Genomic DNA, 13,827 nt, shown 5'->3' with positions numbered 1-13,827 from the left:
AATCAATTGCCTAGAAAGCTTAGAGATTTGTGAAAAAATCCAAAGTCTCAGGATTTGCCACGGCCTGAACATTATCAAGAGCACGGCCATTGATAAGACGACTTACGGCCATCTCCATCTTCTTTCCAGAGCGAGTATATGGAATTCCCTTTACTTGGATTACACGTCTTGGCATATGCCTCGGTGTTGTATTTTCTCGTATGCGAGTTTTAATAAATTTACAATCTTCCTTAGTAAGTTCATGTCCATCTTTCGTTACGACAAAGAGCCATACCTCAACATCACCGTCGACATTCTTTCCAACACAAACTGAGTCTTCAATAAAGTCAATCGTCTCCGTTTGACGGTAAATCTCAGCAGTACCAATACGGACACCACCTGGATTAAGAGTCGCATCAGAGCGGCCAAGAACCATCGCACCACCCCCCTCAGTGATCTTAATAAAGTCACCGTGATGCCACACTCCCTTAAACTCCGAGAAGTATGCTTTGTTGATACGCTGACCATCATCATCGTTTAGGAAGTAGATTGGGCGTGAAGGAAAACTTTGTAGACAAACTAACTCACCTTCTTCACCAGCAGGGACTTCCTTTCCGCGACTATCAAAACAAGTAACATCCATTCCTAGACCAGCACATTGTAGCTCCCCTCTAAAGACAGGAAGGATTGGGTTTCCTATGAAGAAACAACCTATAATATCTGTACCACCAGAAATACTTGAAAGTTGAATGCCTTTTTTAAACTTCGTATAAACATAATCGAATTGTTCAGGAAGAAGAGGTGCACCTGTAGAAAGAATCGTTTCAAGAGATGACATATCATATTGTGAAAGATCAATTCCAGTATCTTCTAGGGCCTTTAAGAATTTTGGGCTTGTTCCAAAAATATTTAGCTGCTCTTTTTCAATAATTGAAATAAAATCACCAAAAGTTGGATATCCCGGCGAGCCTTCATAAAGAACAACAGTAGATCCAAAGTAAAGAGAAGAAACAAGCCAGTTCCACATCATCCAACCACAAGTGGTGAAGAAGAAAATTGATTTGTCTTCCTTAAGATCCGAGTGAAGGCCAAGCTCCTTAATATGATTAACGAGAGTTCCACCGACACTATGAACGATACACTTAGGCTTACCTGTAGTCCCAGAAGAGTACATAATATAGAGAGGGTCGGAAAAGTCACACTCAGTATACTCTATATCTTCTTCAATTGGTCTAACCACATCAGACCAGCTAACGCCTTTGTGTATTGAACTTGCATCAAGGCCTTTCCCCTTGAAGTCAACAACGATTACTTTTTCAATTGAGTCGACAGCTTTAACAACAGCATTAATCTTATCTGTTAAGTCAAAATACTTTCCACCATATTCGTAACCATTAACAGTAACAAGAACTTTTGGTTTTGATTGTCCGAAGCGGTCAATCACACCTTCAACACCAAAGTCACATGAAGTCGATGTAAAAACACCACCCAGTGAAGTCGTCGCAAGCATTGAAACAACAGTTTCGGCAATATTTGGCATATAGCAGGCCAAGACATCACCTTTTGCAATATGTGGTTTAATCACATCTTGCAAACCCGCCACTGTATTTTTTAAATCTTTATAAGAAGTTTTTTGAGTTTGGCCGCTTTCTCTCACACTACTTAAAGCAATTGAAATATCACGGCCATTTTTTAAAAGATTTTTAGCGAAGTTAAGTTTAACTTTTGGAAACCAACCGTAACTTTCGAAACTCAAATCAGTACATACTGGTTCGAGATCTCCCGTATAGTCGATATCAAAAAACTTAACGAGTTCTTTCCAAAAACTCTTTGGGTTTTCGACAGAATATTTGTGAAGTGAGTAATAAGACTTACAGTCCAAGCCTTGGGACTTATTAATTTGTCTAATAAACTCCATCATATTTGATGATTGGATACGTTCACTACTTGGCGTATATAAAATCTTATTCACTTCTTAAAACCTCAAAAAGTTTTTAAATAAACTAAACTAGTCCCTTAAGGATTTCAGCACTATCTGCTTCAACTTTTGCGTGTAGAGAATTACCGTGAGCATCCATTGTTACAACAACAGGAAACTCTTCTACTGTTAATTCCCAAATCGCTTCAGGAGAACCAAGGTCACGCCAGTAAACATTGTCTACTGATTTGATTTTTTCAGCTAAAACCTGTGCTGCTCCACCAATACCATGGAAGTATACACATCCGTACTCGCGACAACCGTCAAGAGTCTTCTGCCCCATTCCACCTTTACCAATAACACCAAGAATTCCGTGGTCACGCATTACTTCCCACTGGTATGGTTCCTCACGGATTGAAGTCGTTGGTCCTGCGGCCTTAACTTCATATGTACCATCTTTGTTTTCTAGTACAACTGGACCACAGTGATAGATAATTTGGTTATTTAAATCTACTGGTGGCTTTGTTCCTTCGTGAAGACGTTTGTGAACAGCATCGCGTCCAGTAAACATCTTTCCTGAGATTAAAACCATATCTCCTACTTTAAGTTCTCTAATTTGTTCTTTTGTAAATGGATAGTCTAAACGTTTCATGTTCTAACCTCTTCCTAGTATAACCATTTATTGATTGTATTATTTGCTTTAAGCGAAACGCCCTGTCTTCTAAATGCCCAGCACATATAAGAAACTGAAACAAAGAATGAAGCAGGAAGACGGTTAAGGTCTGTTACTTTACATCCTAGAAGAGTTGTTTTTCCACCAAATCCCATTGGCCCAATACCAAGTTTATTTGCTGTTTCAACGATGTCTGCTTCAAGTGCAGCAAGCTCAGGCTTAGAGTTTTTATCATCTAGCTTTCTTAGGAATTGATCCTTAGCGGCCACATGTCCAGTTCCTCTATCTCCACCGATACATACACCTAGAACACCTGGTCCACATCCCTTACCTTGTGCTTTTTGAACACAATCAAGGATTGCTTTTCTTACACCATCAAGGTCACGGCCTGCATTTAATTCAGTATTTGGAAGTGAGTATTGTGCACCAACGTTCTCACAACCCCCACCTTTAAGCATAAGCTTAACGTCAAGATTCTTTGACTTGTGTTGCTCAAACTTAATTACTGGGTGTCCACCACCAACATTCATACAATCGTTCTTACCAGTTAGTGAATCAACAGAGTTTTGTCTTAGGTATCCAATCTTAGTTGCTTCAAGAACGGCTTTTTCACATACCTTTCTGAATGCATCCTGATCAAAGTCTCTTGGATGATAAACCTTGAATACAATTGTTCCAGTATCTTGGCATAGTGGCTGAGATTTTTGCTCTGCCATTTTAATATTTGCTTGAATGATATTCATTGCATATTCGGCCGTAGTATTCTTTTCTTCTCTATGAAGAGCATCAAGAACAACACGTTGAATGTCGTCAGGAAGAACAGTTGAAGTAACTCTAATCAGTTCAAGTAGTGAATTAAAAAGGTCCTTAGTTGGGTTTGCTTTTTTTGCTACTTTCTTAGTCGCTTTCTTTGCTACTTTCTTAGTCGCTTTCTTTGCTACTTTCTTAGTCGCTTTCTTTGCTACTTTCTTAGTCGCTTTTTTTGCTACTTTCTTAGTTGCTTTTTTCTTTGCGACTTTCTTAGTTGCTTTCTTTGCTACTTTCTTAGTTGCTTTCTTTGCTACTTTCTTAGTTGCTTTCTTTGCTACTTTCTTAGTTGCTTTTTTCTTTGCTACTTTCTTAGTTGCTTTCTTTGCTACTTTCTTAGTTGCTTTTTTAGCAACTTTCTTCTTTGCTACTTTCTTCTTTGCTACTTTCTTCTTGGCCATGGCCATCTCCTTAATCTATATAGAAAAAATTTCCAAAATCATGTGCATATTTTTGAGTAATCATTCCATAACCTGGATAGTTTACTTCATCTAACTTAAACTTCTTCCCAAAGCCTTTAACTCCCCAAGAATTCTTAAAGTAATAAACACCCTTATATTCGAATTCCTGCCAAGAGCCATCTTCCATCTGCATTCTAGTCTTCACAACAACATCATCATCATAACCAACAAGAATCATCGAATGGCCCCCGCCTTTTTCTCCCGAAATTCGACGATCACGTGTTCCAACTTCAGGATAGCCAACAATGCCTGCATACCATTTGCTCTTATCACGTTCTTGAATCTCAAGAGTCTGAGTCTTTTTTGCATTCCAAGATCCATAGTACAACTTAGTTCCTAGAATAACTGACTTTCCTTGACTTAACCATTTCTTAATTTTGGATAAGTCTTTCGACATGTAAGACTTCTTTCTTGAATAAAGATCATCCACTAAAGTGTCTCTTAAATAAATTGCCTCTTTTCTAATTGGAATAAAATCAGGATCAATTTGAGCAATATCATAATCAGTCATTTCAAATAAACGAGGATCACGCTGCCCAAGTAAACAAGACTGTAGATACTTTGGAAGCTCTACTAAATGGCCACAAGTTTGTTTGGCCATAGTGATTTCAGGATAGTCATCTTCAAGAGATGGCCATTTCTTGCGAGAGTAAGGCCAAGTTTTTTCGTAAACAACTCCCCAATCAAGAATTGCACGCATATTTTTAGATGTTGTTGAACCTTCCCAACTTTTATCCTTCATTATGAGATATTCCATCCACTGCTCAGACAAATCGAGCTCAACCGGTAGAACCCCATGCTTACGAATTAGTAAGTGCTCAACAATTCCAATTGCACTAAACATAGTGCATGTACCACGGGAGCCTTGAGACTTAACGGAAGTCTGTTGGCCAATTAATGCATGGATATCACTTCGCGATGGAAGCTCAGATGCTTGGGTGTATAGTGCACCAAGTAGAATTATTAAATTCAATAAAATCGATCTAAGGTGTGTTGTGTTCATGTATGAAATTCTGACTCTTTAGCTCGGCTTTATCAAGATGCAATGCAAGGTTCCTGGATACTTTTCGGGATGCGTGGCATGAAGTAATTATGCTAAGCATCCCGAAAAGTATCCAGGAACCCATACCAACAAACAGATTGCCTAATCGCCTTTCTAAAGGCACATTATACGCATGATTTCATTGGCAGGATTAAACGACAAACAACGCGCGGCGGCTGAGACCATCGAAGGTCCAGTACTAATTTTAGCAGGTGCTGGAAGTGGTAAAACACGTACAATCACCTACCGAATTGCGCATATGGTTGATAACCTGCATATTCCTGGAAAACAGATTCTGGCCGTTTCATTTACAAATAAGGCCGCAAAGGAAATGAAAGAAAGAGTTCACGGCCTGCTTGGAAAGAATAAATCTAAAGGAATGACTTTAGCGACTTTTCACTCACTAGGTCTGAAAATTCTTAAGAAAGAAATTACTCATTTGGGTTACCATAAGAACTTCTCGATCTACGACCAAACAGATCAAATGAGTATCATACGTGAAGGTCTTAGACTTTATCACGATAACAAGGGCTCATTTAAGAAAGAAGTTATTCAGTCTAAGATTGGAAAGCTTAAAAACGAAGGGATTAAGCCTGAGGACTTTGCTGATTCGCCATTCTTTGATGGAGAAGATCCTTATGATCACGCAGTTAATTTTCTCTACGAATTTTATCAAGAGAAGCTTAAATTTTATAATGCCATCGACTTTGATGATATTCTTCTTCTAACAGTTAGGCTCTTTGATGAGAATCCCGAAATCGCTTTAGAATATTCAAATGGATTTAAGTACATCATGGTAGATGAGTACCAAGATACAAATCCACTTCAATTTAGACTTATTCGCCACTTAACTTGTGCCCACGATAATCTGTGTGTTGTTGGTGACGATGATCAAGCAATCTATTCGTTTCGAGGTGCCGATATTTCAAATATCATTGGCTTCGAAAGAGATTACTCTCGTGCAAAAGTTATCAAGCTAGAGCAGAATTACCGCTCAATCTCACCGATCCTAAAACTTGCTAACGCTGTTATTCAAGAAAATACAGATCGTCGAGACAAGACACTGTGGTCAGATAAACCAAGTGATCACAGGCCTATCCTTTGGGAGCTTGAAGATACTGAACATGAGGCGGAAATCATTGTTGAAGATATTATCTCTCACCAATCTAAAGGTGGGCATTTAGGTGACATCGCAATTCTTTACCGTTCAAATACACAAGCAGCACCAATTGAAGAGCAGCTAAGACTTTCTCAGGTTCCCTATACAATTATCGGTGGCCAAAAATTTTACGAGAAAAAAGAAGTTAAAGATATCATGGCCTATCTTTCGGTCATTAAAAATCCTGCCGATCAAATGGCGCTTCGAAGAATTCTAAATGTTCCAAATCGTGGAATCGGAATGAAGACTTTAGAGAAATTTCTAGAAGAAAGTGAGGCCCATCAGATCGATCTGTTTAGTGCAATGAAAAATGCACCTGAACTTGCGGGTACACGAGCGGATAAGATTACAACATTTATTAATTTTATTGAAAGTGCAAAAGAGTATTTTGGAAGACTACCTCTTAGTCAGGCAATCACAAGTCTTACGGATGATCTAAAGTATTTTGAATATATCGACAAATGCTATGACCAAGTTAAGCAGGCTTCACGTAAAAAAGACGATATTCACTTCTTCATAGAATCAGCGGCGCGTTTTACAGAGAATTTTAAGGAACAAGCTACCCTAGATAAATTCATGGAAAAGCTTATGCTTCAAGATTCTCAGGATACAAAAGATGAAGACGAAGATGATGATGTAAGAAAGAATGAAGTTACGATGATGACTCTTCACTCATCAAAGGGGCTTGAGTTTAAACAAGTTTATATGGTTGGAGTCGAAGAAGAAATCCTTCCGCACAAGAAAACAATTGTTAATGGCGAAGGAGACGCAGAAGAGCGTAGACTTTGTTATGTAGGGATTACTCGCGCTCAAGAAAAGCTTATCATGACAGTGTGTAAGCAAAGAAAAATATACGGCAATATGCTAACACGCCATCACTCACGCTTTCTATGCACTGATGATGCAAAAAAATACTTTGTTAAACAAGACCGTCAAAACTTCGGTCACCTTGAAACTCAAGAAGAAGTCGACGCCTATAAGAAAGATTTCTTTTCAGGACTTATGAATCTTCTAGATTAAAATCAATGATAACAGTATTGGAAGAGTAACCTGGGATAAGGCTAAGTAGTGTTTCAAAAAATCCCTGTTTAATCGTCACACGCATCTTACTTACCTTGCGACAATCATAACTTCTTTGCTTAAAAATATCTCTAATTCTACGCTCTTCAATACCAAAGCCAGAAATATTTTTTGAAACACGATAATCAAGCTTATCGTCTGCTTTTGCCCAAATACCATTTGGAGAAGCACAAAATTGACTATTGAGCTTAACTCCACTTGATGCACAAGAAGTAATGAACAGTATAAAAGGGAGAATGACAAATCTAGTAAACTTCATACTCATTCTCTCCAATATCAGTGGCCGCCTTAACTTCAATTTGCTTTTTGGAAAAAAGGCCAAAACTTAAAAATTTTATAAATTGATCAAGTGGAGATTCAATCTCTTGAATTTCAACACGTGAAACATACTCACTTCGACGACGAAAGAAATCATTACCTAGTTTTATATGATGCTGTTTCGGAAGTGATCCATAAAACATATTTTGAATTTCGTGATTTGCTTTTAACGTAATGGCCTCTCGATTTGCATGTTTTGAAATATGCAAAAGCCTCTCACCATCTCCACTATAGAGGGTGCTAGAGCAAGACGAAAGAAAGAAGGCAAAAAGGCCCATTACGATTATATTAATATTAATTTCCCTTGAAGTCTGGGTTTCTCTTCTCTTTTAGAGCTGAAAGTCCCTCAAAGTGATCATTCGTTCTTTGCGCAATTCCTTGGTATGCACTCATTAAATTGAGATGAGACTCAAGATCATCGTGCGCAGCACGCTTCATTGCTGTCTTTGTCAATTGTACTGCAACTGGAGCATTAGCAGCTATTTCATTTGCAAAAGCAGATACAGCAAGCTCAAGGTCCTCACCTGTTACGATATTATTAACAAGGCCCATTTGCATGGCCTCTTTAGCAGTATAAATACGGCCCGTTAAGTACATCTCCATTGCTTTTGTGTAACCAACTTTTCGAGTTAAAAAGAATGGCCCACCATCTCCAGGAACGAGAGAGAGCTTACAGAAAGTCTCACCAAATTTCGCATCATCGCTTGCGACGGCAAGATCACACATCGCTACAAGATCACATCCAGCTCCAATTGCACCACCGTGAACCATTGCTATAATTGGTTTTTGAAGTCTTTCAATAACTCGAGGAATATTTTGAATTCCACGTGAGTAACGATTTCTGAGCTCAAAAGACTCACCTGCAAACATTCCTTTGCGAGCAATCATTGCTTTAATATCACCACCGGCACAGAAGTTGTCGCCTTCGCCTCTAAGAACGATCACGCGAATATCTGGATCACCATCAGCGAATGTTAAAACTTCAGTAAGAGAAGCAATCATTTTATTAGTGATAGCATTTGCCATCTTAGTATTATCAAGACTTACCCAAAGGGTTGCGTCTTTCTTTTCAATTTTTAAGTGTTCAAATTCGTAGCCGTAAATAGACATTACTTCCTTCCTTTATAAGCTTGAAAAAACTTAGACGGTGCAGTGTGACCGATTTTAGAAATAATAAAAGAGCTAGCATCATGGAGTTTATCCATATCCACGCCTGTATCAAAACCAAGTTTATGTAAGAGATTAACAACGTCATCTGTTGCCACATTCCCACTTGCACCTTTTGCATATGGACAACCGCCAAGACCTGCTGCAGATGAATCAAAAACCTCAATCCCCTCTTCTAAAGAAGCGTAGATATTAGCGAGGGCCATCCCCTCTGTATCGTGAAAGTGCATTGCCATCTGTTTTAAACCAAAGTGATCTTTAATTAGTTTTGTAATTCTTCGCACTTGGTTAGGGTTAGCGACACCAATAGTATCCCCTAATGATATTTCGTAACACCCTAGATCTAATAATCTTTGGATTCCATCAACGATTGATTTATCTTTTATTTCTTTTTCATAAGGGCAACCAAAAACTGTTGAAAGATAGCCTCTAACTTTCATTCCTTCATCAAGAGCGGCCTTTGCCACTTCAATCTGTCTTGCATGGGCCTCTTCAATAGTTGCATTGATATTCTTCTGGTTGAAAGTATTCGATGTTGCAGTAAACATACTAATCTCTTTCACCCCAAGACTCTTTGCAAGCTCTAGTCCCTTTAAGTTGGGTACTAAACAAGGAGTTGCAATCCCCTTATCTTCAGTGATTTTTAATACCTGAGGATACAGCTCTGCTGCATCCTGCATTTGAGGAATCTTATCAGGACGAACAAAGCTTGTTACTTCAATTGTTGAAAGTCCTGTCTCACTTAAAAGCTTGATAAACTCGAGCTTATCTTCTGTGGCGACAAAACTTTTTTCATTTTGTAATCCGTCGCGAGGTCCAACTTCAACAATCTTAATTTTTTTAGTCATAGTTAATCCGAATTAGTTTAATTCTACGAGGTCAACTCCACCATCAATTGTTTGGCCTTCTTGAACTAGTATAGCATCAATCTTACCATCACGAGATGCCTTTACAGTATGTTCCATTTTCATGGCCTCCATAACAACTAGAGCATCACCAATTTTAACTTCTTGTCCTGCTTGAACAAGAACCTTAAGAATTTTCCCAGGCATTGGCGAGCTCATTTCATGGGCCTCACCTGTAGCAGCCCCAGAGCGCTTCGCAACACTTCGTGAAAGTTCAACACGCTTACTATTTACAATATAGGCATACTTTTGCGTTAAGATATGGAATGGAACTTCGTTAATCCAAAGAGCATCTTCTTCAATATCAACAGTACAAGTAAAGCCTTCAAAACGTACAACAAGAGTACTCACACCTGAGAACTTGAAGAAAGCTTCAAAAGTATTTTCTCCAAAGTCATAAATTCTCTTTTCACCTTGGTCACCGCTCATTCTAAAAGAATCAAACATGATATCATCTTTTAAGAAATCGTGAGCAAGAGCAGCAGCAATCTCTTCTGCATAAACTTCAGCAGGTGCAAGATCTGCTTCATAAGTTTTTACAAAGTGAGTATAAGTGTTACCAGCAAGGAATGCCTCATGCTTTAAAATTCTTACGAGATAGTCATTATTTGTTGTTAAACCTTCAAATGGAAGGTGATTAAGACCTGCAATCATTGTTCCTACAGCTTCATTTCTTTCAGCTCCCCAAGTAATAACTTTTGCAATCATTGGGTCAAAGTTAACAGTGATTGAGTTTCCATTCTTATAACCAGTGTCTAGACGAATTCCCTCAATTGCATCCCCAATATATTCAAGGCGACCAATTGCTGGCATAAAGTCATTATCAGGATCTTCTGCATAGATACGACATTCAATAGCGTGCCCGACTTGCTTAATATCATCTTGAGTAAACTCAAATCTCTCACCACTTGCTGCCATAAGCTGTAATTCGACAAGATCATATCCTGTTACCATTTCAGTGACAGGGTGCTCAACCTGTAATCTTGTATTCATTTCAAGAAAATAGAAGTTTTCACCGTCAAGAATTAATTCAACAGTACCAGCACCATGATAATCGATGGCCGTTGTAATCTTAACAGCTGCATCAGTCATCTTTTTACGAAGCTCATCACTTAGGGCCAAAGAAGGAGACTCTTCAATAATTTTTTGGTGACGTCTTTGAATTGAACATTCTCTTTCAAAAAAGTGAAAGTGATTCCCGTGAGTATCACTCATTACTTGAATTTCAATATGGCGTGGACTTGTTATGAATTTTTCAATCAAGACAATATCGGAACCAAATGAGCTTAGGGCCTCTCGCTTACAACTTTCAAGTTCAGCAAGAAAGTCTTTCGAGTCATTAACAACTCTCATCCCTTTTCCACCACCACCGGCAGATGCTTTAATCAGTACAGGATAGCCCATTTTATCAGCTTCAGACTTTAAGAATTCAGGTTCTTGATTTTCACCATTGTATCCTGGAATAACAGGCACACCGATTTCAATCATCTTGTCTTTAGACCCTTTCTTATCTCCCATAAGAACAATATGCTCAGGAGTTGGTCCAATAAACACAAGACCTGCATCAGTTACTTTCTGAGCAAATATTGCGTTTTCAGATAAGAAACCATAACCAGGGTGAATTGCATCACATCCACTATCTTTTGCAATTTGAATGATCTTATCCATATTCAGATATGTTTCACTAAGAAGTTTTCCTTCTAAGTAATAAGTCTCATCTGCAAATTCTCTTTGAGGAAGATTTCTTTCTTCAAAAGTGTAAAGAGTTACTGTTTTAATTCCAAGAGTGCGACAAGTTTTGATAACTCTTAGTGCAATCTCAGCGCGGTTGGCGATTAATACTTTCTCAATTTTCTTTATAGTTGCCATATATAACTTACTTCCAGTTTGGTTTTCTTTTTTCAAGTAATGCTGTCATACCTTCCTGACCTTCATCAGAAATTCTCTGCTTAGCAATAACTTCACAAGTGTAATTCATTGTTGCTTCATCATTTCCAAGACGCTCTTTAACACCAAAAATTAACTTCTTTGCAACTCTCTGTGCATTTGGTGCAACTTTAATGAGTTCTTTTGCCATATTGACGATATCTGCATCATAGTAGCGATCAAGAGAAACTCTATGAATAAGGCCAATTTGTAGAGCACGTTCTCCATCAAATCTCTCACCAGTAAGAAATAGGTGGCGAGCATTTGACTCTCCAATTTTTGCCATAACAAATGGAGAAATTACCGCAGGAACAAGTCCAAGATTAACTTCCGTAAGACCAAATTTTGCACTCTCACTTGCGATGACAAAGTCACAACAAGCAACAAGACCAACTCCACCACCAAGGGCAGCTCCATTTACTCGGCCAATGACTGGCTTAGAAAGATTGTTAATGGCATGAAATAGTCCCGCTAACTTTTTAGAGTCCGCAATATTTTCTTCCATTGAATAGTCTTTCATTTTTTTCATCCAATTTAGATCAGCTCCTGCGCAAAACGATTTTCCGGCACCAGTAAGAACAACAACGCGGACGCTATCATCATTTTCAAGTGCTAGGAACTCTTCTGTAAGTGCTGCAATCATCTCATCATTGAATGCATTATGTACTTCTGGGCGATTTAGTGTGATGAAACAAATCCCACTTTCTTCACCTGTTTTTATCTCTTTTGTATATCCTGTCATAAAAAATCCTTCTTCTATTTCACTACATTCTAAAGACACCAAACTTAGTCTCTTCAATTGGAGCCTGTTTGCTTGCTTTAATTGCCGCACCTAAGATATCACGAGTTTTATGAGGTTCAATCACGCCATCATCCCACAGTCTTGCTGTTGAATAATATGCGCTTCCTTCATTTTCGTATTTATCTAAGATAGGTTGTTTAAACTTCGCTTCTTCTTCGGCCGTCATCGGCTTTTCACCTTTTGCAACAAGCCCGTCTTGACGAACAGTTGCAAGTACACCTGCTGCTTGCTCACCACCCATTACTGAGATACGAGCATTAGGCCACATCCATAAGAAACGAGGAGAATAAGCACGACCACACATACCGTAGTTACCAGCACCAAAAGATCCACCAATCACAACTGTAAACTTTGGAACATTAACAGTTGAAACGGCCGTAACCATTTTAGCACCATGCTTTGCAATTCCTTCAGCTTCATATTTAGAACCAACCATGAAACCAGTAATATTTTGTAGGAAAACTAATGGAATATTTCTTTGTCCGCAAAGCTGAATAAAGTGAGAACCTTTAATTGCCGATTCAGAAAAGAGAATACCGTTATTAGCTACGATCCCTACTCTTTCTCCACAAATCTTTGCGAAACCACAAACCAGTGTTGGCCCGTATTTCTCTTTAAACTCATGAAAGCGTGAACCATCAACAAGGCAAGCAATGATCTCTCTAATATCAAATGGCTTCTTCGTATCACGAGGAAGAATTCCGTAAATATCTTCGGCATCATACTTTGGCATTTCAAAATTGAAGTCGTCTTCGTTTTGCTCAAAGTTTATATTTTCAAGAATTGATCTTGTAATTGCAAGAGCGTCGTCTTCGTCTTCAGCGAAGTGGTCAGCAACACCAGACTCACTAGTGTGAACCTTTGCCCCACCAAGAGTTTGAGCATCAACTTCTTCACCTGTTGCAGCTTTTACTAGAGGAGGTCCTCCTAAAAAGATCGTCCCATTATCTTTTACAATAATTGATTCATCCGCCATCGCAGGAACGTAAGCTCCACCAGCAGTACATGAACCAAGAACAACAGCAATTTGTGGAATCCCTTGGGCAGACATTTGGGCCTGATTAAAAAAGATTCTTCCAAAGTGTTCTTTATCTGGAAATACTTCATCTTGCATTGGTAAGAATGCTCCACCAGAGTCCACAAGATAAACACATGGCAGGCGATTCTCACGTGCCACCTCTTGCGCTCTTAAGTGTTTCTTAACTGTCATTGGAAAGTAAGTACCACCTTTAACTGTGGCATCGTTTGCCACGAACATGCACCAAACACCGTGAACCTTACCAATCCCCGTAACAATACCAGCACTTGGGATATCCATTCCATACATGCCGTTTGCAGCAAGAGATGATAATTCGATAAATGGAGATCCTGCATCGAGGATTTTATCAATACGCTCACGTGGTAATAATTTTCCACGAGAGTGGTGACGAGAAACAGATTTTTCTCCTCCACCCATATGAGCATGTTTAACTTTGTTTCTTAATTCTTCTACATTTGAAAAATGAAAATTGAAATTCTCTCTAAAGTCATCACTTGATCGATCGACCTTAGAAACGATAGGTAGCGTCCCTGAAATTGTCATAGAAATTG

10 protein-coding genes and 1 pseudogene are annotated in these 13,827 nt (G+C 38.7%); 1 reads left to right on the top strand and 10 read right to left on the bottom strand.

The window, feature by feature from the left end; translation table 11 throughout:
• Window positions 1-19: 19 nt before the first annotated feature.
• The 3 genes and pseudogenes from ACMAWV_RS06865 to ACMAWV_RS06850 all read right to left on the bottom strand — a co-directional run bounded on the left by ACMAWV_RS06865 (window position 20) and on the right by ACMAWV_RS06850 (window position 4,811).
• Window positions 20-1,951 (bottom strand): acetoacetate--CoA ligase, encoded by a 1,932-nt coding sequence (locus ACMAWV_RS06865; protein ID WP_412469685.1) that lies wholly within the window; start codon window positions 1,949-1,951, stop codon window positions 20-22.
• Between the two features lie 31 nt (window positions 1,952-1,982).
• Window positions 1,983-3,412, bottom strand: a pseudogene (locus ACMAWV_RS15625) (FumA C-terminus/TtdB family hydratase beta subunit).
• 376 nt (window positions 3,413-3,788) lie between these two features.
• Window positions 3,789-4,811: a C1 family peptidase gene (locus tag ACMAWV_RS06850; RefSeq protein WP_392991533.1), complete on the bottom strand. Its 1,023-nt coding sequence runs from the start codon at window positions 4,809-4,811 to the stop codon at window positions 3,789-3,791.
• Between the two features lie 202 nt (window positions 4,812-5,013).
• On the opposite strand from ACMAWV_RS06850, the gene ACMAWV_RS06845 reads away from it, so the two are divergent.
• Window positions 5,014-7,059: an ATP-dependent helicase gene (locus tag ACMAWV_RS06845; RefSeq protein ID WP_103216909.1), complete on the top strand. Its 2,046-nt coding sequence runs from the start codon at window positions 5,014-5,016 to the stop codon at window positions 7,057-7,059.
• On the opposite strand, the gene ACMAWV_RS06840 is transcribed toward ACMAWV_RS06845, so the two are convergent.
• The 7 genes from ACMAWV_RS06840 to ACMAWV_RS06810 form a co-directional block, all read right to left on the bottom strand.
• Complete coding sequence (locus tag ACMAWV_RS06840) at window positions 7,040-7,378, bottom strand: hypothetical protein (RefSeq protein WP_412462746.1); 339 nt, start codon at window positions 7,376-7,378, stop codon at window positions 7,040-7,042. The two genes, ACMAWV_RS06845 and ACMAWV_RS06840, sit on opposite strands and share 20 nt — an antisense overlap.
• On the bottom strand, window positions 7,365-7,646 hold the full coding sequence (locus ACMAWV_RS06835) for a hypothetical protein (RefSeq protein WP_146037772.1): 282 nt from the start codon (window positions 7,644-7,646) through the stop codon (window positions 7,365-7,367). The genes ACMAWV_RS06840 and ACMAWV_RS06835 overlap by 14 nt, the downstream gene beginning before the upstream one ends.
• Before the next feature lie 85 nt (window positions 7,647-7,731).
• Window positions 7,732-8,547, bottom strand: a complete 816-nt coding sequence (locus tag ACMAWV_RS06830) for an enoyl-CoA hydratase-related protein (RefSeq protein WP_103216906.1) — start codon at window positions 8,545-8,547, stop codon at window positions 7,732-7,734.
• Window positions 8,547-9,452 (bottom strand): hydroxymethylglutaryl-CoA lyase, encoded by a 906-nt coding sequence (locus tag ACMAWV_RS06825; RefSeq protein ID WP_103216905.1) that lies wholly within the window; start codon window positions 9,450-9,452, stop codon window positions 8,547-8,549. The genes ACMAWV_RS06830 and ACMAWV_RS06825 overlap by 1 nt, the downstream gene beginning before the upstream one ends.
• Window positions 9,453-9,464: 12 nt before the next feature.
• Window positions 9,465-11,378 (bottom strand): acetyl/propionyl/methylcrotonyl-CoA carboxylase subunit alpha, encoded by a 1,914-nt coding sequence (locus ACMAWV_RS06820; protein WP_412469688.1) that lies wholly within the window; start codon window positions 11,376-11,378, stop codon window positions 9,465-9,467.
• 7 nt (window positions 11,379-11,385) lie between these two features.
• On the bottom strand, window positions 11,386-12,177 hold the full coding sequence (locus ACMAWV_RS06815) for an enoyl-CoA hydratase-related protein (protein WP_103216903.1): 792 nt from the start codon (window positions 12,175-12,177) through the stop codon (window positions 11,386-11,388).
• Window positions 12,178-12,199: 22 nt separating this feature from the next.
• Window positions 12,200-13,819: a carboxyl transferase domain-containing protein gene (locus tag ACMAWV_RS06810; RefSeq protein ID WP_103216902.1), complete on the bottom strand. Its 1,620-nt coding sequence runs from the start codon at window positions 13,817-13,819 to the stop codon at window positions 12,200-12,202.
• Window positions 13,820-13,827 lie beyond the last annotated feature (8 nt).

It is taken from the genome of Halobacteriovorax sp. RT-1-1, from assembly GCF_047085455.1.
Taxonomy (GTDB): Bacteria; Bdellovibrionota; Bacteriovoracia; order Bacteriovoracales; family Bacteriovoracaceae; genus Halobacteriovorax_A.
Note: the sequence above shows the minus strand (reverse complement) of the source record. Positions and strands in the feature narration are given on the sequence as shown.